This is a genomic window from Pseudomonas kitaguniensis, assembly GCF_009296165.1.
GTDB lineage: Bacteria > Pseudomonadota > Gammaproteobacteria > Pseudomonadales > Pseudomonadaceae > Aquipseudomonas > Aquipseudomonas kitaguniensis.
The window spans coordinates 21,160-40,750 of the sequence record NZ_VUAZ01000010.1; the positions used below are offsets into that span (position 1 = coordinate 21,160).

Below are 19,591 nucleotides of genomic sequence, written 5' to 3' on the forward strand. Positions count from 1 at the left end.
TCGCTCGCTACTGACGCCGTTCAATCGACACGCAAACGTTACGCGCGACTTAGCGCGTGTAACATTTGCGTGTTTAAATGTTTATGTCGTCTAGCGGTGCAATCGCCGCAGCCGACATGCCATTGATGGCTGTCATTGATTCACACCAAGGAGCTACACCATGCAAGGACGTATGAAGTTTAAACATCTGGCGTATCTGTTGATCCCGCTGGTTGCCGCCTGTACCACACCGGATAGAACACGCGAAGCCGCCGTTGCGACTCAGGCCACGCCACACGCGGCGTTGCAGTTGGATAACTGTTCGGTGGGCTGCCCTACCGGCGGCAGCCCGCTGACGTTGAACCGCCAGGCGTACACGCTGAACAACAACGGCTCCACCAAGTTTGCGAACTGGGTGGCGTACAAAATTACCAAAACCACGCCGGCCAGCGGTCGCTCGCGCGACTGGGCGACCGACCCGGACATACCTGCCGGTGAAACGCTTGACCCGGTGGATTACAACGGCGCCAACGTCGCGCTCAAAGTTGATCGTGGCCATCAGGCCAACCTCGCGTCGATGGCGGGGGTTGCGGACTGGCAAACCCTTAACTACCTGTCGAACATCACCCCGCAAAAGTCCGACCTTAACCAAGGGCCTTGGGCGCATCTTGAAGATCAGGAACGCACGCTCAGCAAGGCGGCAGGCATTGACCAGGTGTACGTCGTCACCGGGCCGTTGTACGAGCATTTTGTGGGTACGCTGCCGGGTACCAACAAGGTTCACACGATCCCCAGTGGTTACTGGAAAATCATCGTTGCCGGAAGCTCGCCGGAGCAAGGTCTGTATGCATCGTTTGTGATGGAGCAGGAGACGGCGAAGAACGCGAACTTCTGTAATTATCAGGTGACCGTGAATCAAATCGAAGAGCGCTCGGGGCTCACGTTCTGGAGCAACTTGCCGCAAGCGGTGCAGGCTGCACTGAAGTCAAAGCAGGGGCAGTTACCCAGCCGGCTGGGCTGTAAGTAACGTTTAAAGCCGTGTTGTGCGCGTGTAATACAACGCGATCAAGCATTACACGGCTGTCTGTCCGACCGTTCGGATGCACGTCTCCAGATACTTTAAACCTTCTACGTAAGCGCAATGTCGATAGCTCAAGACACGTCGCCACGTAGAAGGAACGGCAATGATAGGAATCGTGATACCTGCCCATAACGAAGAAAAACACATCAGTGAGTGTCTCGCTTCGGTACTGCGGGCCGTTCAACATCCGGCCCTGCAAGGCCGGCACGTTGAAGTACTGGTGGTATTGGATGACTGCACCGACGCGACGGCGGCGCTGGTCTCGGCAAAGACCGTGGCGATGCTCGACGTGTGTTTTCGCAATGTCGGCAAGGCCAGGGCCGTTGGCGCAGAGCAGTTACTCGAAGCGGGCGCCGAGTGGCTGGCGTTCACCGATGCGGACACGCAGGTGCCGCCGGATTGGCTGGTGCGCCAGATCGAGTTTGGCGCGGATGCGGTCTGTGGAACCGTCGAGGTAGACAGTTGGAGCGAGCATGGTGACGCCGTGCGCTCAACCTATATGGCGTTGTACCAGTTTACCGAGAACCATCGCCACATCCATGGCGCCAACCTCGGCCTGAGCGCTGCGGCCTACCGTAACGCCGGGGGCTTTCAGCATTTGGTTGCACACGAGGACGTGCGCCTGGTGGCTGACCTGGAAAGAATTGGTGCGCGCATTGTCTGGACCGCCACCAACCCGGTGATCACCAGTGCGCGCCGCGACTACAAATGCCGGGGCGGTTTTGGCGAGTATTTGGCGGCGCTTATGCCTGGCCCTGGCCACCTTGATAGCGAGCCCCGCGTCAGTTCAGACAGTCCGATTTAACGCGCTTGATCTCCCGGCGATTTAATATCGCTAGGGATAAAGGGGCGAATAATTCAAACTTTTTCAGGTGAGTAAAATCCCAACCGCTCGTCAGGCTTGAAGTGGATTTGTTGAACATACGCCGTGCTCTCCCGGACAGATAAAACAGGTACTGACAAAAATGTCCTTTTCGTCCTGGTTCTGGGAGAACTTAATGAAAGCCATCGTTTACAACGGCCCTCGTGACGTCAGTGTGCAAAATGTTCCCGACGCCAAAATCGAAAAACCTACCGACGTTCTGGTGCGAGTCACCGCGACTAATATCTGCGGCTCTGACCTGCACATGTATGAAGGGCGTACTTCGTTCGAGACCGGCCGCGTGTTCGGGCACGAGAATTTGGGTGAGGTGATTGAAGTCGGCGCAGGCGTCGACCGGGTTAAAGTCGGTGACCGTGTGTGCCTGCCGTTCAACATCGGCTGCGGCTTCTGCGAAAACTGCGAGAAGGGCCTTACCGGCTTTTGCCTCACCGCAAACCCGGGCAGTGCCGGTGCGGCGTATGGCTTTGCCGACATGGGGTCGTATCAGGGCGGGCAGGCAGAACTGCTGCGCGTGCCCTATGCCGACTTCAACTGCTTGGTACTGCCCGAGGATGCGCAAGAGCGTGAAGACGACTATGTCATGCTGTCGGACATCTTCCCGACGGGTTGGCACGCCACCGAGTTGGCGGGCCTGCTGCCGGGTGAAAGTATCGCCATTTACGGCGCCGGCCCGGTTGGTTTGATGGCCGCCCACTCGGCGATGATCAAAGGTGCCTCGCAGGTATTTGTGGTCGACAATCATCCCGACCGTTTGAAGTTGGCTGCTCAAATGGGCGCCACGCCGATCAACTCGCTCGAGAAAGAAGCGGTGGATCAGATATTGAATCTGACGCACGGCAAGGGCACTGATCGCGGTTGTGAATGTGTGGGTTATCAATGCTGTGATCGGCATGGCCACGAAGCCAATCACCTGACCATGAACAACCTGGTCGCGTCCACCAAAGCCACCGGCGGGATCGGTGTCGTTGGCGTGTTTGTACCGCAAGACCCAGGCGCAAAAAATGAGCTGGCGAAAGAAGGTAAAATGGCCTTCGACTTCGGCGCGTTCTGGTTCAAGGGGCAGCAGATTCGAACCGGGCAAGCGAACGTAAAAGTCTACAACCGCCGCTTGGCTGAGCTTATCCATCACGGGCGCGCCAACCCCGCGCAGATCATTTCGCACCGCCTTAAACTCTCCGAGGGGCCTGATGCGTACAAGCACTTCGACGCCCGTGACGACGGCTGGACCAAGGTTGTACTCAAGCCTGCTGCGTAAGTAGAACAAGCGTTGTAGTTTGATCAAACGCGCACACCTGTGGGAGCGGGCTGGCTCGCGATGCAGGCACCTCGGTGCATCAGACATACCGAGGTGATGCCATTGCAGGCAAGCCAGCTCCCACATTTATCGCGTTCGGCTTGGCAGATGGGTCGGCTTTCAGGCCGCCGCTGTTGATTTGATCTGGCAAGCCTCCCGTCACCCAAATACCCTGTGTGCACCCGCCTTTGATCCCTGGCGCTCAGCCGCCGCGCAGACAGAATCTGCCTATCAGGCAACCATATTTTTACTATTAGGAATTTTTGCGAAGCAGGCTATTCTTGGTAACTGTCAACGTAGAGCGCTGCGTTCAACGTTGATTGGGACATAAGAATTTACCCGGTTTTCTCAGCACTCTGCGGGCGCGCATAACAGTTAATTGATCAGCCTTGTGCGTGGCGAACATTGAGGGGCAGTGCGCCGACATCGAGCGTGGTGTTTTTAAGGTTACCCATCAATGTAGCGAGTGCTGTTGCGGATTGGATGGCCTGATGAATATGACGAAAAGGTGTATCGAGCATGTCAACTGAATCGAAGTGCCCCTTCAACCATGCTGCCGGCGGCGGCACCACCAACCGCGATTGGTGGCCCAAGCAACTGAACCTGAAAATCCTGCATCAGCATTCCTCGCTCAGTGACCCAATGGGCGAAGGCTTCGACTACGCCAAGGAATTCAAGACCCTTGATTTTGAAGCCGTCAAACAGGACCTGCGCGATGTCATGACCCAGTCTCAAGACTGGTGGCCAGCGGATTTTGGTCACTACGGCCCACTGTTCATTCGGATGGCGTGGCACAGCGCGGGTACTTACCGTACCGCCGACGGTCGTGGCGGTGCGGGTGCCGGTCAGCAGCGCTTTGCGCCCCTCAATAGCTGGCCGGATAACGTCAGCCTGGACAAAGCTCGCCGCTTGATCTGGCCGGTCAAACAAAAATATGGTCGCAAGATCTCCTGGGCCGATTTGATCGTACTCACCGGCAACGTTGCGCTGGAATCCATGGGCTTCAAGACCTTTGGCTTTTCCGGTGGCCGCCCGGATGTCTGGGAACCGGAAGAAGACGTTTACTGGGGTTCCGAGACCACGTGGCTGGGCGGTGAAGAACGCTACGGCGCGCAAAAGAAAATGCAGCAGCCGGGTGAGGGCACGTTGGTCGCCGAGCCTGAGAACCACGGCGAAGAACACAGCCGCACCGCGAACGGCGAGCGCACGCTGGAGAACCCGCTGGCTGCCGTGCAGATGGGCTTGATCTACGTAAACCCTGAAGGCCCTGAGGGTGTTCCAGACCCAGTGGCCTCGGCGAAAGACATTCGTGAAACCTTCGGCCGCATGGCCATGAATGACGAAGAAACCGTGGCACTGATCGCCGGCGGTCACGCTTTCGGCAAGACTCACGGTGCAGGGCCGGCTGACAACGTTGGTCCTGAGCCTGAAGCAGCCGGTCTTGAAGAGCAGGGGCTTGGCTGGAAAAACGCCTTCGGCAGCGGCAAAGGCGGGGACACCATCACCAGCGGCCTGGAAGTGACCTGGACATCGACGCCGACGAAATGGAGCAACGAGTACCTCGAAAACCTGTTTGGTTTCGAATGGGAGCTGACCAAGAGCCCGGCCGGCGCGCATCAATGGATACCGAAAAACGGTGCCGGCGCCGGCCAGATTCCAGATGCCCACGACGCGGCCAAGCGGCACGCGCCAAGCATGCTCACATCGGACCTGGCACTGCGCTTTGACCCGGCGTATGAACAGATCTCCCGACGTTTTCTGGCCAACCCCGAGCAACTGGCCGACGCGTTCGCCCGTGCCTGGTTCAAGCTGACTCACCGCGACATGGGCCCGCTTGCGCGTTACCTCGGCCCGGAGCTGCCGGCTGAAGAACTGCTGTGGCAGGACCCGATTCCGGCGGTTGATCATCCGTTGGTCGACGAACACGATGTGGCCGCACTGAAGGGCAAAGTGCTTGCCTCAGGCCTTACGGTCTCGCAGTTGGTCTCAACCGCGTGGGCCGCAGCGTCGACCTTCCGTGGTTCGGATAAGCGCGGCGGTGCCAATGGCGGCCGCCTGCGTCTGGCCCCGCAGAAAGACTGGGCAGTCAACCAGCCGCAGCAACTGGCAAGTGTTCTGCAGACACTGGAAGGCATACAGCGCGAATTCAACGCAGCGCAGTCTGGCGGTAAAAAGATTTCACTGGCCGACCTGATCGTGCTGGCGGGTAACGCGGGTGTAGAGCTGGCCGCTAAAAATGCCGGTCAGCAGGTCACCGTGCCGTTTACCGCGGGCCGCGCAGATGCTTCCCAGGAGCAGACGGATGTTGAGTCGTTCGGCTTCCTTGAGCCGATTGCCGATGGCTTCCGTAACTACCAAAAGGGCCATTACCGGGTGTCGGCTGAATCATTGCTGGTCGACAAGGCGCAATTGCTGACCCTGACCGCACCCGAGATGACTGTGCTGTTGGGCGGCCTGCGGGTTCTGGATACCAATGTCGGGCAGAGCAAGCTGGGTGTGTTCACGCATCGTGCGCAAACCCTCAGCAATGACTTCTTCAAGAACCTGTTGGACATGGGCGTCGAGTGGAAAGCTGTCTCGGGCGCCAACGATACCTTCGAGGCACGTGACCGCAAAACCGGTGAGGTCAAGTGGACGGGCTCGCGCGTTGACTTGGTATTCGGCTCGCACGCTCAGTTGAGGGCACTGGCTGAAGTGTATGGCAGCGCCGATGCGCAGGAGACATTTGTGAAAGACTTCGTGGCGGCCTGGACCAAAGTGATGAACCTGGATCGTTTTGACCTTGCCTGAGGTTTTCGTCAGCCCTTAAGCACCACCGTAAACGCTCTCTCTGAGAGGCGTTTTTTTTGCGTGCAGCACGCGTGGCGCAGTAGCCTTTTTTTAAAAAACTCGGGAGTCGCGCTAAGTTTGGGACCCGTCCTACATCATTTTTTTTATCGCTTTGTTAGCTTGCCTTGAAAATTGAGCGTGTCCGGTGACTGGCTTGGGCGTCGCGTTTTTCTTGCACTTTTCAGGTTAAGGATAAGCGTATGTTCGCGTCAGCCAATGCTGCGCACTTCGCGTTGTTAATCCCGTCCGTTAGCAACGATTTCAAGGTGCTGGCCTTTCACGGCACTGAAGCGATCAGCACCTTGTACGCGATTAAGATTGAGCTCGTCAGCGAGGCGCCGGACTTCGATCTTGGGAGCCTGCTCAGCCAACCCGCCTTCTTGCAGTTCGGCCTTAATGGCGAAGGTATTCATGGGCATATTGAAGATGTGTTGGCAGGTGAGGCCGGTAAACGCCTGAGCCGGTATCAACTGACGTTAGTGCCCGCGCTGCACTATCTGCAGTTCAGCCACAACCACCGCATCTTCCAACACCTGACGGTGCCGCAGATTGTCGCCCAAGTGCTCAACGGCCACGGCATCCAGGCTGATGTGTACACCTTCCATGTCCGCAGCGCTGTAGAGCGAGAGTACTGCACGCAATACGCTGAAAGTGACTTCGATTTCATCAGCAGGTTGTGCAGTGAGGAAGGGATTTCGTGGCACCACCAGCACAGCCAACATGGCCATCAGTTGCTGTTCACCGACAATCAGGCCTGCTTCCCCTTGCTGGGGGCAACCCCGTATCAGCAGGACGCTGGCCTGGTGGCGGATTACCCGGTCGTCAGCCAGTTCTCCACGCGTTTCAGTAGCCGAACCAGCAAGGTCACGCGTCGCGGCTATGATTTAAAGCGCCCAAGCCTGCTGCGGCAAAGCCGAGCGGCCGTCGAGTTTAGCCCTGCACTCGAAGACTACCGTTACCCGGCGCTGATCGAGCATGAAAAACTCGGCAAGCAGCTCGCCCAACAGGCGCTGGAGCGACACCGTGCCGACTACCAGTTGGCCGAGGGCCAGAGCGATCAACCGATCCTGCGCAGTGGCCACTTCTTTGACCTGACGGAACACCCGCGCCAATCGTGCAACGCGTTGTGGCTGTTGCTCAGCGTGACGCACACAGGCAAACAACCTCAATCACTTGAGGAGGCAGCCACCACTGAGGTTAAACCCGAAGACGGTTTTACGCAGGGTTACCGCAATACCTTCACTGCGATTCCGTGGGATGCGGTGTACCGGCCACCCTTGGTCACGCGCAAATCGCCGATGGTCAGCCAGACCGCTCGTGTCACCGGACCCGCCGGAGACGACATTTTTTGTGACGATCTGGGGCGTGTAAAAGCCCAATTTTTTTGGGACCGAGCCGAATTGAACAGTGACAAAAGCAGTTGCTGGCTGCGGGTCTCGTCGAGCTGGGCGGGCGACAGCTTCGGTGCCGTGACCATTCCGCGCGTGGGCATGGAAGTGGTGGTGACCTTTTTGGAAGGCGACCCCGACCATCCGCTGATTACCGGTTGCGTGCCCAACAAGGTCACGCCGGTGCCGTACCCATTACCGGCGAACAAGACCAAAAGCGTGCTGCGCAGCCATAGCTCGCCGCGCAGTGGTGGTTACAACGAACTGTCGATTGAAGATCGGGCAGGGCAGGAAAAAATCTACCTGCATGCTCAACGCGACATCGAACAAGTGATCCTCAATGACAGCGACATCAAGGTCGGTAATGACCGCTTTGAACAGGTGGGCAGCAACAGTTCCAGCGTGATCCAGGGCGATGAACTGCACACCACCCAAGGTCTGCGTAACACCGCTATCGGTGGTAATGAACGGCTCAGCATTACCGGCAACAGCAGCACAATGGCAGGCGGTACGCTGGTGATTCAGGCCGGCACACAAGCGCATCTCACCGCCGCCAACGTGGTGATAAACGCAGGCGTGAGCCTGACGCTCAGCGCCGGCGGGCAACACCTGCTCATCACCGCGGGCGGCATTTTCAGCAGCGTGCCTATTGTTCAGGGCGGCGCGCCGGTGGCAGGGGTTCCTGCGCTTCAAGCCGCACAGGCGTTTGCCAGCGCACCACAAGCGTTTATCGCTAACCCGCCGTCCATTCTGGCTGCCGTTAAACAGCAAGCGGCGGACCACTGCCCGCTCTGCGAGGCCTGTGTTGCTGGCCTGTGCAACATTGGAGAGTCCGCATGAGTGTGCTTGAGCAATGGTTGCAAGAGCAGCGCCAGCAGGGGCGCCACCTCTACCTGGTACTCGACACCCACGGCCAGCTTGAAGAACGCACTGCGTTGGCTTGCGAGCGTGGCGTCGACCAGTACCGCAATCTGTACATCGGCACACCTGCCGAGTCATTGGCGAACGTCGCACCTTACCTCTTTCACTTGGGCAATACAGGCCATCCGGCCCTTCGGGCACTCCTCGATACACCTGAGCGTCACTGGGGCTGGCTTGCCAGTGCGGCAAGCGCTGACCTTGATGCCTTGACCACCCATTGGCAAGAACGCCTGGTGACGGGGGAGCGGCCGAACCAGGCGCTTTATCGCTTTCACGACAACCGAGTGTTGGGGCGCGCACTGGCCTGTTTACACCCCGAGCAGCGCCCGGACTACCTGGGCCTCATCACCAGCGTGTGTTACTGGCAGGCCGGGCAGTGGGCGGTTACCGATAACCCAAACCCCGGTATTCATCCGCTGCCGGCAGACCCCGCCTGGTGCCATACCCCAACGCCCGAAGCTACCGTCAAAAGCCTGCAGTTCGACAATGCGCGGCGTTACCTGGCGCGCAAACACATCGGCCGCCTGCTCGACCTGGCCCGGCAGCAAGACATCGATAGCTGGCTGCGCGGCCAGCTCGACTTGGCGCATACATGGGGCTGGCAGGAACCTCACACCCTTCACTTTTTGCTGACGCAAAGCGTACTCACGCCGGACTACACCGCGCCCAAGACCTGGCTTCCCCGGCCAAACGAAACACCGCAAGCGCATGTTGACCGGGTTTATCAGGAAGCGCTGTATTGGCAGGGGGATGGGCCTTTATGAAGCGCGTCATTCGCCATTTAGCCCTTGGCAGTTGCCTGGCCCTTAGCGTGGGCTGCTCTGCCAGCGAAAAGTCTAACACCTTCACGTTTACCGCCGACTTGCCTCCGGGGTTTGCCTATGTCGCCTCCGTGAGCTACGTGCCCGTCCCCGGCCAATCCTGCAACCTCGGTAGGCGTGACAACTTGAGAAAGCAGTTCAACCGCGAATGGTGGCGTGAATACAAGCCTGATTCGCAGATTGAAATACGCCGCACCCGCAAGGGCTGTGAGTTGGTTATTAGCAGCATAGAGCTTGAGATCAACGCTGCCTACGGGAAAGACATCGGAGAATCCGGCGGTGACTCCGGGTTTATCGCCGTACGCGATCACCTCAACGCTGACGACAAGCGCACCTTCAGTGTCGCTGGCGAAAGCCAGTTTTCCGGACAGTGTCAGTGGTTTTTCCGCACGATTGGTCCCAAGCGTTACATAACCAAAATTCTCTACTGCAAAAGTACCGACGCCCAAGGCAATGTCACCAAAGGTCGTCCGTTTGCTGCGTACACCCTCGATCAGCTACCGGGTAAAACCGTGAAGCTGAAGATCAAGCTGGCTGATTTAGAAAAACCAGCTGTCGGCGATACGTGGGTCAAGGTGCCCGGAGGTTGGAAGCGCTGCATGGGCGACAACTTTGAAGATCAATATGCGTTTTGCTACGGCAATTACAGAGACTTCAGCAGTTTCAAAATGCCGGATGGCCGCAGTTGCACTATTTATCCCGGCTGTACCGAAAACAAAGAGGTAACCCCATGAGCCTCGCAGCCCTTAAAGACAATAACAAAGCGTTATTTGACGGCCTTGTTTGTGCCCCAACCCGCAAGTGCACGTTGATCGGGTTTATCAGGAAAACACTGTATCGGCAGGGAGATGCCCCCGTATGAAACCCGTCATGCGCCATTTAGTCCTGGGCAGTTGCCTGGCCCTGAGCGTGGGCTGCTCTGTCAGCGAAAAGTCCAACACCTTCACGTTCACCGCTGACTTGCCTCCGGGGTTTGCCTATGTCGCCTCCGTGAGCTACGTGCCCGTTCCCGGCCAGTCCTGCGACCTAGGCAGACGTGACAATTTGAAACAGCAGTTCAACCGCGAATGGCGGACTGAATACAAGCCTGATGCGCAGATTGAAATACGCCGCACCCGCAAAGGCTGTGAGTTGGTTATTAATGGGATAGAGCTAGAGATCAAAGCGGCCTACTGGAAGGACCGAGGTGATTTCGGCGGTGACTCCGGGTTTATCGCCGTACGCGATCACCTCAACGCTGACGACAAGCGCACCTTCAGTGCCGCTGGCGAAAGCCAGTTTTCCGGACAGTGTCAGTGGTTTTTCCGCACGATTGGTCCCAAGCGTTACATAACCAAAATTCTCTACTGCAAAAGTACCGACGCCCAAGGCAATGTCACCAAAGGTCGTCCGTTTGCTGCGTACACCCTTGATCAGCTACCGGGTAAAACCGTGAAACTAAATATCAAGCTGGCTGATGAGGAAGAACCTTACATGGGTGATACCTGGGTCCATGTACCTGGAGGTTGGAAGCGTTGCATGGGCGACAGTTTTGAAGATCAGGACGCATTTTGCTTTGGTAATCACACTGATTTCAGCACATTCAAAATGCCCGATGGCCGCAGTTGCACTATTTATCCAGGCTGTAACGAAAACAAAGAGGTGACCCCATGAGTCTTATGCGCCTGGAAGACAGTGACAAAGCGTTCTTCAGCGGCCGTATTCATGCCTGCCCAGTACGCGGGCACTCGACCAGTTTCCAATTAGTGGATGAACTGGGCGATGGCAAACCCTATGCCGGTTTAGCGTATGTGGTGACCGACTACGAGGATGTGGTTTACAGCGGCAAACTGGATGCCAACGGCGCCGGCGTAGTTGCTAACCACTATAGTGGCCCTGTGGCGTTGAAACTTAATCAGCCCTACGAAGGACTGGAAAAGACCTATGTGCGTTTAAAAGAACGTAAGCACTACCCATTGCCCATCACCGAACTCCAAGTACGCGCCGAGAAAACCCGTTTTCTCAATAAATCTGGTGCCCGCACACATACCAATCCGGCCCAGAGCAACGCGAACACCTTTTACCAGGTTGAAGTGCGTGAACTGGTTGACCACTGGGCGCACCTGCCACCCATAGTGGCACGTCATTTCCCACCCAATCCCCATGTATTTTCGTTGTTCAGGCAGGAATCTGAGGTAAGAAACTTTAAGTTCAAACAGGGCGGCAGTAGCACTGGTGTCACGCAGTACGATTTGGCCATGTCAGGGCCAGGGTTTACGCTGTCTTCACGCCCGCCAAGGGGCGTTGCCCTGATGCCGGACCAGCACACCGTGCTGGAGGTTCGTCCATTGCGCGCCTTGCGGCCCATGCTTTCGCCGAGCAATGATTTTTGCGCGCTTAACCTCTACCAACTGGCGCTGATGTCGACACTGAGTTACAGCGACTTTGCGCAACACCCCAGCGCTCATCCGGTAGAAACCGACACCGTAAGTTTTCCGCTGCAGCCGAGTATTGGTAATTGGTTTGCTGACGCGCTCGCAAAGTTTGAAGAGCTTTGGCAGGTGGATGCGGCGCAGGCTGGCGGGAAAACCTATTACCCTTTGTATGAGGAGGTGCCGTACTCCAAGCGTCTGGAGGTCGTACCTTTTGACCCCGAACTGTACTCGGAAGTGAATAACCCCAACTTGGGTGAAAAACAGGAAAATCCAGCGAGCATTCACTCGTTGGATGACCGCGCAGTTACCGATACTCAGGCCTTCATCACTCACCACGATGCGCTGATTCTGATCTCGATACGCGGCACCGCTAGTGTGGATGATGCTTTGCGCGACATGGATGCCAATCAGGTGCCCTTTGAGCAAGGGGAGGGCAAGGTGCATAACGGATTTTATGATGCGGCCAAGGTAGCCTATGATTTTGCGGTCAGCTATCTGGACAAGTTTTACAGCGGACAAAAACTGGTCATTACCGGGCACAGTCTGGGCGGCGCAATTGCGCTGATAGTGTCTGAAATGCTGCGACGTGATAAACGCTATGCAGCAGACATTGTGCTCTACACCTACGGCGCCCCACGCGCCGGTGACAGCACCTTCGTAGAAGCAGCCAAGCCCCTGACGCACCACCGCATCGTCAATCAAAACGATCCGGTGCCCAGCGTGCCATCGACCTGGATGAACACGTCCACCCAGCGCCAGTACGCCGGACAAGGCGTCGTGACGGTAGTGAACCCTGCGCTGGGCTTGTCGTGGTTTGCACTGGGCATGATTAACATGACCGGTGAACCCTTCACTCACCACGGTACGCTGCGCCACTTCATGCCGGTCTACTTTAGCGCCCGCCTCAAGTCCTCGCTGCTCTGGAAGCCGGGTTGCAGCACCATCAACGACCACGGCTGCGCTGTCGCGTTAAAAGCTATAGACGGCTTGCCGGATCGCGGTTCATTCCTGCGGCAAGTGATTGATAATGCCGACCACAAAATGGTGCATAGCTACATTCCAAACTGCTGGGCCAGCCTGCGTCGCTGGCAGCAAGCGCACCTGTCCAATCGTTCGTTGGTGACTGAAGATGAGTTCTACCAAGTGGATGAGTCATTGAAGAATGCCAAGCGGCAAATTCTCGACCTTGAGATGCGGCATGCTGCAAGGCCTGAACGCTATAGAAGTGGTAGCGCCGGAATTATCGATGCGCTTCAGAGGGAAGCAGACAACATACTGGCAACACGCACGCGCCTGTGTTCCTTACGACGTGAGCGTATCACCGAAGCCCACGTGTATGGTGTGTTCGCCGGCACCCGCGAACTGATAGAGAACGACTTGCCTCGCTGGAACGCGCACCCGCAGAACAGCACCGAAGAACAACTGGCAATGGCCCCTCCGTCGGCCGAAGACAATGAGCGGGCGATAGCCGCCATTACCGGAGCCTTTGTGCCTGGTGCGCCCTACACGCTGGATATTGATTCGTTTACCTAGCTTCAGCCAAACGTTAACAACTGCGCGAGTACGCGCATCAACATAGACGTTACGCCGGGCCGGCCCTACTTGACCTGCCCGCCAAAGCTTCCCTGTTCTATCCACGCTTCCAACGCCGTTGCACTCATCGGTTTGGCTATCAAGTAACCCTGCGCCTCTGAACAGCCCCACTGCGTTAGCAGATTAAGAATTTTCTGACTTTCTACGCCCTCGGCAACCACTTGGTAGCCCAGCCCCTTCGCCAGCCCAATCAGGGTTTTAACCAGTTGCTTGTCATTGGTGTTAGTGCCCAGACCACTGATCAGCGATTGGTCAAGTTTGACGGTATTGGCGGGGAGCTCTTTCAAATAGGCCCAGTTGCTGTAGCCGGTGCCGAAGTCATCCACGGCCACTTCTACGCCAACCTCGCGGACACGCTTGAGTTGCCGGATGATCTCGTCAGGGTTGATCATGAGCATGCGTTCAGTGAACTCAAGTTCAAAACTTGCCGGGTCCAGGCCGTGTGTGTCGATTTGATTAAGCAGCGTGTCGACGAATTCGGTACTTTCCAGGTCGCTGACGGCAATGTTCATGGCGATGCGCAGGCGCAGGCCGCGGGCTTTCCAGGCGATCGCTTGTTGGACTGTTGCATTGAGCACCCACAAGCCAACGGAAGGTATCAAGGCGGTTTTTTCAGCCAGCGGTATGAATTCAGCAGGGCTGATATTGCCAAGTAATGGGTGAGTCCAGCGTATTAACGCCTCTACCGACTGACAACTGCCTGAGGGCAGGTTGATTTTTGGCTGATACACGAGGCTGAACTGTTTGTCCGAACTGACCGCCTCCGGCAATGAACTCAACAACATCAAGGCGCGTTGTTGCGCGGCATCGAACTGCGGCTCATACAGCGACCAGCCCAACTGGCGATCGCGGGCTTCATCTGCCGCGCTGACCACCAGGCGTACCCAATCTTGCTGCGGGTCCTGCGAGGTCAGAACCGGTAGAACACCAATACCCACTTGCAGCGGAATAGGGATGCCGTGGCATGCGACTGGCTGTTTGAAGTTGCTCAGAATACTTTCGCAGATATGCCGGGCGGTCTGGTTATCCTTAAGAATAAAACCAAACCGCGTTGAACTGATTTTATACAACACGCACTGGCTGGGTAAGAGCGTTTGCAGGCGAGATTTTATCGCCAAAATCAGCTCTTCCGCGAAACTGTAACCCAGCGCTTTCACGATGTCGTTGAGCAGCTTGGGGGTTATAACGTCAACGGCATAGATCTGGCATACGTCATTAATCTGTAGGGTTTGACGTATGTCTTCCTCAAGCCGCAGCCGATTAAACAGCCCAGTGGGTTGATCCACGAAGTTTCGGGAGCGCACACCACGGATGCGCATCATCACCAGTTCGGCGAAGCTGTTGAGCATCGCCATGTCACGCTCAGTCATGGCCGGGCGCGCAAGCGTGTCAATGATGCACAGGCTGCCCAGCGTAAAACCTTCTTCGGTAATCAGTGGCGCGCCGCGTAATAACGGATATACGGCGGGCCGGTAACCAGCGGGTTGTTTTTAAAGCGCGGGTCACGTGTCGCGTCCAATACCTCCAGTTGCGTGTTATCCAACGTCGAGTAGGCGCAAAACGAAACGGCTCTGGGCGTCTGAGTTTCTTTAATGCCCACGCGCGCGCGGAACCATTGCTGGTGTCGATCAACGATAGAGATCAAGGCGATGGGAGCGCTGAAGTAAGCAGAGGTCATCTGGACGATTTTGTCGAAGACTTCATCATCGTCGGCGTCAACGTGACAGTATTTTTCGACTTGTTTTAGTCGTTCAGCTTCATTCGCCGGAATGGGAGCGCCTTCGCCCATGATAGTTCTCGCAGTGGTGTGGTTCTCATTACACGGTATCAGACAGGGCCACTACTATGATGTTATTTTTTCTATTCCCCGGATAGCCTGAGGCGCGTAAATCGCCGGTGCCTGCCCGCCCAGCGTTAGACGTCAGGCTACGAGCGTATTGAGCCTTTCGCATAGCGGCAAAGCGCCATCCATCATTGTCAAAAAGTTCCTTTCCTGTACAGAAATAAAAAATTGTACAGGTTTTCCTAAAGTTCATAGCATCACCCGCCGATGCTTAAGCTGAAACGCTGATTGCGCGCTTCGGTTAGCCGGGGACGTTGAGCTCGCGCAAGACATTGCCTTGGACGACGCCATCACTTTCAGGGAAGGAGTCCCGCCCACTTAATCTACATTGCGGATCTACCCATGAACGACCGACTTAACCCTGCTGCCGACCTGGTCCAATCCGGCGCTGACCTGAACTCCCTGCTGAGCGCCATCGACCGTTCCCAAGCGGTCATCGAATTCGATTTGCAGGGCAACGTCCTGTATGCCAATCAAAATTTTCTTGAGTGCATGGGTTACGAGCTCGACGAAATTCGCGGCCGTCATCATCGCCTTTTTTGCATGCCGGACTACGCGACCAGCAAGGAATACCTGATGTTCTGGGAGAAGCTGGGCACCGGCAAATTTGACGCCGGGCAGTACCAGCGCCAAGCCAAGGACGGGCGGCAGGTGTGGTTGCAAGCGACGTACAACCCGGTCATGGACAACAACGGCAAACCGTTCAAAATCGTCAAATTCGCCAGTGATGTGACCGAAGTGCGTAACCGCAACGCTGAGTGGGAAAGCAAGATCGCCGCGATCGAGCGTTCGCAGGCGTTGATCGAGTTCACGCCTGACGGCTATGTGCTGAGCGCCAATAACAAGTTTTTGGCGGCGATGGGGTACACCCTTGAAGAGGTTGTCGGCCAACACCACCGGATGTTTTGTGACCCCGAACACGCAAGCTCGCACGCTTACCGCGAGTTTTGGGAGAAGCTCGCCAGGGGCGAATACGACTCCAACGAGTACAAGCGTCTGAGCAAGGACGGCCGCGATGTGTGGATTCAAGCGTCCTACAACCCGATTCTTGATGCCCAGGGTAATACGTACAAGATTGTGAAGTTCGCCACCGATGTCACCGACACCAAACTGCGCACCATGGAGCACGAAGGCAAGGTCAACGCCATCAACCGTGCGCAAGGCGTGATCGAGTTTGACCTGAGCGGCAACATTCTCTCGGCCAACGAAAACTTTCTGGGGCTGTTGGGCTACCGCCTGGAAGAGTTGAAAAACCAGCACCACGCACTTTTTTGCGAGCCTGAATACGTCAAGACCACCGCTTACCGTGAATTCTGGAGCGCGCTGAGCAGTGGCAAATTCTTCAACGGGCGCTTCAAGCGCATCAGTAAGTACGGTCAGAATATTTGGATTCAGGCGACCTACAACCCGGTATTCGATGCGGCGGGGCAACCGTACAAGGTGGTCAAGTTTGCCACCGACATCACCGCTCAGGTTGAGCTTGAGGAAGCCATCGAAGCCAAGACGCGGGCCATGGACGAATCGGTCACGCGCCTGATGGCGGCGATTACCGAGGTGGTCAAAACCACCGGTGATGCCAACGATCAGGCGCGCATCACCCAGGATGAAGCCCAGCGCGGTTCACAGACGCTCAACGAGGCGTCATCGGCGATGGATACCATCGGTAAATCCGCAGAAGATATTCAAGAGATCATCGCGGTGATCAGCACGATCGCCGGTCAGACCAACATGCTGGCCTTCAACGCAGCCATTGAGGCGGCGCGTGCGGGTGAGCATGGGTTGGGCTTCTCGGTGGTCGCCGATGAGGTGCGCAAACTCGCTGAAAAGTCTTCGCAAGCCACCACGCAAATCAACAAGTTGATTCAGGAAACAGTGCGCCGTATCAACTCCGGCAGCGAGATTTCGCGCAGTGCCGGCAGTGCGTTCGAGCGCATTGTGGCCGGCGTCGAGCGCACCAATGGGGCGATGGCCACCATCGGTGCGGCAACCCACGAGCAACAGCACCTGGCTGAGCAGGTGTCTGAACTGATCGGCGAACTCAACCATATCAAGTTAGCCACCGGGTTGGGCAAAGGCCTGAACACGGCGGGCCAGGTTGACAGGCCATGAGTGACTCCCGGGCGTTTGGAGTACTCAAGCTCGCCGGGTTGGAAATTGCGGTGGACGCGCAGGCACTGGAGCAGGTCATCAATTGGCCGCCCCGGTTGCAGCCGCATCCGCTGCAAAACGCTGCGTTGCTTGGGATGTTCAGCCTGCGCGGCAAGGCGCTGCCGTTGATCGAACTGCGCTCACTGCTGGGTGATTATGCGCCCGAGCAGTGCGAGCCAACCCACATGGTCGCCATCGTCAATCATCAAGGCCAACGCCTGGGCATTGCCGTCAGCGGGGTCAGCGATGTGATGAAGATAGAGGCGCGCGACCGCTGCCGGCTTGGCGGGGAGGGCACGTCGGTGGCGCTGCTGCCGGAACTCGCGTTGCTCGACGATGAGCGGATGATTTACCTGCTCGACCTGGCAGCGCTGGCCTGCTTGCCGCAGGTGCTGACCGCGCGGGCTGCCGATAATGACCGCGTGGCACGCGTGCAGGATCAGTCGCATGAGTTGCACCACTTGCTGGTGTTTGAGTGCGATGCAAAACGCTTCGCCGTCGATGCCAAAGCCATCACCGAACTGGTCGACCAGCCAGACATGCTGCCCAGCAAATTGGGCGGCGATTACTGCCTGGGCGTCGCCAATCGGCGTGGTGTTGATGTACCTGCGTTAAGCCTAAACCGGGTACTCGGCATTGATCGCTTGTCGGCGGCCGGCCCTCAGGACCAACTGCTGGTATTGACCTCGCGCGAAGGTTATCGCATCGGCCTTATCTATGACCGGATGATTGCGATTGTGCGCAAGCGCGCCAGCGAAATCCTGCCGTTGCCCACTTACGGCTTACGCGAACCGGCGCTGTTTGCCGGTGTGGTCGGCGTGGAGAACGGCGAGCAGGCGTTGTTGCTTGAGCACCGTGCGTTGCTGGAACGGCCCGAGACGCTCAGTTTCGCCAAGATCTACCAAACCAGCCCACCGGGGCAGGGCGCCGCGGTATCGCGCACAGGGCAGATGAACCAGACCTGCCTGGTATTCCAGGCGGCCCAGCAGTTCGTGGTGCCGCTTGATCAGGTTTTGGAAATTCTGGATATGCCCGAGCATTTTGTGCGTTTTGCGCAAGCTGAAACCCACCTGTTAGGCAGCTTCAATTTGCGTGGCGAGCAGATTCCATTGGTGTGCCTGAGCAGTTTGGTCGAAGGCACCACGCCTGCCGACATTGCCCTGGAACGGGTGTTGCTGGTCAAAGGCGAATTCAACAGCTTTGGGCTGGTGGTCAACCGTACCGACTCGATAGAAACCTTTACTCACCCGGCCTCTGAGCACCCGCCCGGTTGGGAGCGCAGCATCAACGGCAGCGGCTCGGTGAATGACCGCGTGCGCAGCCTGGTCAGCATCGGCAAAGGTGATCAGAACCGTTGGATGACGCTGATCAATCTGCGCAATGTGGTCAAGGCGTTGGAGATGGCCAGCCCCAATCTGGGTGCCCAGCGCGGCGTCGGCTAAGCACACGTTTCAGGTTCGGGCAGCGCGGGTTGATTTCGCAGGGGCAGCTCATAGTGCTGAGCTCATAGTGGAGAGCTATGGCCTCGGCCATCTATCTTAATTAGTCGCGAGCGCTGCCTTGACGTAGATTGCACATCGGCTGATGGCTTAGTGACATCTCACGGCCCAGCCCTTAATGGTTCATCTGCGAGCGCACCTCATGAAAAAATCAGTCACCCTGGCCTCGCGTATCGGCCTTGGCTTTGCCGCAATCGTCTCGTTACTCATCCTGATTACTGCTGTGGGTATTCAACGGGTGGGGTTTATCGACAACACCCTGGAACACGTCAGCGACAATGCGGCGAAGGTGCAGCGCTACGCGATCAACTTTCGCGGCAGTGTGCACAACCGCGCCATCGCCATTCGTGATGCGGTGCTGGTTAACACTGACGCGCAATTGGACGTGCACCTGAATGAAGTCACCAGCCTGGAACGGGCCTACGCCGATTCGGCAGTGCCTTTGGACCAGTTGTTCACCAACGCCGGCGTGACGCCTGAAGAACAGCAGATGCTGCGTGCCATCAAAGACATTGAAAAGCAGACGCTGGCGTCTACGCAGGCGGTGATTGCGCTGCGTCGCGCCGGTGATATTGCGGGTGCGCAGGCGATGTTGCTGCGACAAACGTCCGGCGACTACAGCGAGTGGTTGAAGCGCGTCAACGCACTGATCGACTATGAAGAGGCGTCGATCAAGGCGCAGCTCGGTGAGGTACAAGCCACCGCCAGCCAGTTTCGCGGGTTGATGCTGCTGGCGACCGGCATCGCGCTGCTGTTGAGCATTATTTTGGCGGTGTCGATCATTCGCTTCGTCAAATCAACCTTGGGCGCCGAGCCGACCGAAGTCGCTCAGGCTATCCAGCGCCTGGCGGCGGGCGATCTGCACCAGACGATTGTGACCGCTTACCCAAACAGTGTG

Annotated in this window: 13 protein-coding genes and 1 pseudogene; 12 read left to right on the plus strand and 2 right to left on the minus strand. The window is 57.1% G+C overall.

The window, feature by feature from the left end:
• The first annotated feature begins 160 nt into the window (after positions 1–160).
• From F0169_RS02405 to F0169_RS02445, 9 genes are all read left to right on the plus strand, one after another.
• The gene (locus F0169_RS02405; RefSeq protein WP_058414937.1) at positions 161–1,006 is read left to right on the plus strand and encodes a DNA/RNA non-specific endonuclease; all 846 of its coding nucleotides are present in this window, start codon (positions 161–163) and stop codon (positions 1,004–1,006) included.
• A 157-nt stretch (positions 1,007–1,163) separates the two neighbouring features.
• The gene (locus F0169_RS02410) at positions 1,164–1,865 is read left to right on the plus strand and encodes a glycosyltransferase family 2 protein (RefSeq protein WP_152745332.1); all 702 of its coding nucleotides are present in this window, start codon (positions 1,164–1,166) and stop codon (positions 1,863–1,865) included.
• Between the two features lie 193 nt (positions 1,866–2,058).
• A complete protein-coding gene (locus tag F0169_RS02415) occupies positions 2,059–3,198 on the plus strand; it encodes a glutathione-independent formaldehyde dehydrogenase (protein WP_058414935.1) in 1,140 nt (379 codons plus the stop codon).
• Between the two features lie 558 nt (positions 3,199–3,756).
• Complete coding sequence (gene katG / locus F0169_RS02420) at positions 3,757–6,027, plus strand: catalase/peroxidase HPI (protein ID WP_152745333.1); 2,271 nt, start codon at positions 3,757–3,759, stop codon at positions 6,025–6,027.
• Positions 6,028–6,266: 239 nt separating this feature from the next.
• Complete coding sequence (gene tssI / locus F0169_RS02425; RefSeq protein WP_152745334.1) at positions 6,267–8,294, plus strand: type VI secretion system tip protein TssI/VgrG; 2,028 nt, start codon at positions 6,267–6,269, stop codon at positions 8,292–8,294.
• Complete coding sequence (locus F0169_RS02430) at positions 8,291–9,139, plus strand: DUF4123 domain-containing protein (RefSeq protein WP_152745335.1); 849 nt, start codon at positions 8,291–8,293, stop codon at positions 9,137–9,139. The genes tssI and F0169_RS02430 overlap by 4 nt, the downstream gene beginning before the upstream one ends.
• Complete coding sequence (locus tag F0169_RS02435; RefSeq protein ID WP_152745336.1) at positions 9,136–9,930, plus strand: hypothetical protein; 795 nt, start codon at positions 9,136–9,138, stop codon at positions 9,928–9,930. The genes F0169_RS02430 and F0169_RS02435 overlap by 4 nt, the downstream gene beginning before the upstream one ends.
• A 124-nt stretch (positions 9,931–10,054) precedes the next feature.
• The gene (locus F0169_RS02440) at positions 10,055–10,849 is read left to right on the plus strand and encodes a hypothetical protein (protein WP_152745337.1); all 795 of its coding nucleotides are present in this window, start codon (positions 10,055–10,057) and stop codon (positions 10,847–10,849) included.
• Positions 10,846–13,143, plus strand: a complete 2,298-nt coding sequence (locus F0169_RS02445; RefSeq protein ID WP_152745338.1) for a lipase family protein — start codon at positions 10,846–10,848, stop codon at positions 13,141–13,143. Before F0169_RS02440 ends, F0169_RS02445 begins: the two co-directional genes overlap by 4 nt.
• 65 nt (positions 13,144–13,208) lie before the next feature.
• Here the strand turns inward: F0169_RS02445 and F0169_RS02450 are convergent, their stop codons facing one another.
• Both F0169_RS02450 and F0169_RS27650 read right to left on the minus strand, forming a co-directional pair.
• The gene (locus F0169_RS02450; RefSeq protein ID WP_241679032.1) at positions 13,209–14,573 is read right to left on the minus strand and encodes a putative bifunctional diguanylate cyclase/phosphodiesterase; all 1,365 of its coding nucleotides are present in this window, start codon (positions 14,571–14,573) and stop codon (positions 13,209–13,211) included.
• Between the two features lie 62 nt (positions 14,574–14,635).
• Entirely contained in the window at positions 14,636–14,992 is a 357-nt protein-coding gene (locus F0169_RS27650) for a GAF domain-containing protein (protein ID WP_241679033.1), read from the minus strand.
• A gap of 396 nt (positions 14,993–15,388) precedes the next feature.
• On the opposite strand from F0169_RS27650, the gene F0169_RS02455 reads away from it, so the two are divergent.
• From F0169_RS02455 to F0169_RS28250, 3 genes and pseudogenes are all read left to right on the plus strand, one after another.
• A complete protein-coding gene (locus F0169_RS02455; RefSeq protein WP_152745339.1) occupies positions 15,389–17,155 on the plus strand; it encodes a methyl-accepting chemotaxis protein in 1,767 nt (588 codons plus the stop codon).
• Entirely contained in the window at positions 17,152–18,636 is a 1,485-nt protein-coding gene (locus F0169_RS02460) for a chemotaxis protein CheW (RefSeq protein WP_152745340.1), read from the plus strand. Before F0169_RS02455 ends, F0169_RS02460 begins: the two co-directional genes overlap by 4 nt.
• Before the next feature lie 199 nt (positions 18,637–18,835).
• Positions 18,836–19,345 (plus strand): annotated as a pseudogene (locus tag F0169_RS28250) (MCP four helix bundle domain-containing protein); the annotation flags it as partial.
• Between the last annotated feature and the right edge of the window lie 246 nt (positions 19,346–19,591).

Excerpts from the sequence above, each read along its gene's own strand:
- F0169_RS02440 (WP_152745337.1), top strand. The coding sequence starts at position 10,055 with ATGAAACCCGTCATGCGCCATTTAGTCCTGGGCAGTTGCCTGGCCCTG.
- F0169_RS02405 (WP_058414937.1), top strand. The coding sequence starts at position 161 with ATGCAAGGACGTATGAAGTTTAAACATCTGGCGTATCTGTTGATCCCG.
- F0169_RS02445 (WP_152745338.1), top strand. The coding sequence starts at position 10,846 with ATGAGTCTTATGCGCCTGGAAGACAGTGACAAAGCGTTCTTCAGCGGC.
- F0169_RS02415 (WP_058414935.1), top strand. The coding sequence starts at position 2,059 with ATGAAAGCCATCGTTTACAACGGCCCTCGTGACGTCAGTGTGCAAAAT.
- F0169_RS02435 (WP_152745336.1), top strand. The coding sequence starts at position 9,136 with ATGAAGCGCGTCATTCGCCATTTAGCCCTTGGCAGTTGCCTGGCCCTT.
- katG (WP_152745333.1), top strand. The coding sequence starts at position 3,757 with ATGTCAACTGAATCGAAGTGCCCCTTCAACCATGCTGCCGGCGGCGGC.
- F0169_RS02460 (WP_152745340.1), top strand. The coding sequence starts at position 17,152 with ATGAGTGACTCCCGGGCGTTTGGAGTACTCAAGCTCGCCGGGTTGGAA.
- F0169_RS02455 (WP_152745339.1), top strand. The coding sequence starts at position 15,389 with ATGAACGACCGACTTAACCCTGCTGCCGACCTGGTCCAATCCGGCGCT.
- F0169_RS02450 (WP_241679032.1), bottom strand. The coding sequence starts at position 14,573 with ATGACTGAGCGTGACATGGCGATGCTCAACAGCTTCGCCGAACTGGTG.
- tssI (WP_152745334.1), top strand. The coding sequence starts at position 6,267 with ATGTTCGCGTCAGCCAATGCTGCGCACTTCGCGTTGTTAATCCCGTCC.
- F0169_RS27650 (WP_241679033.1), bottom strand. The coding sequence starts at position 14,992 with ATGGGCGAAGGCGCTCCCATTCCGGCGAATGAAGCTGAACGACTAAAA.
- F0169_RS02410 (WP_152745332.1), top strand. The coding sequence starts at position 1,164 with ATGATAGGAATCGTGATACCTGCCCATAACGAAGAAAAACACATCAGT.
- F0169_RS02430 (WP_152745335.1), top strand. The coding sequence starts at position 8,291 with ATGAGTGTGCTTGAGCAATGGTTGCAAGAGCAGCGCCAGCAGGGGCGC.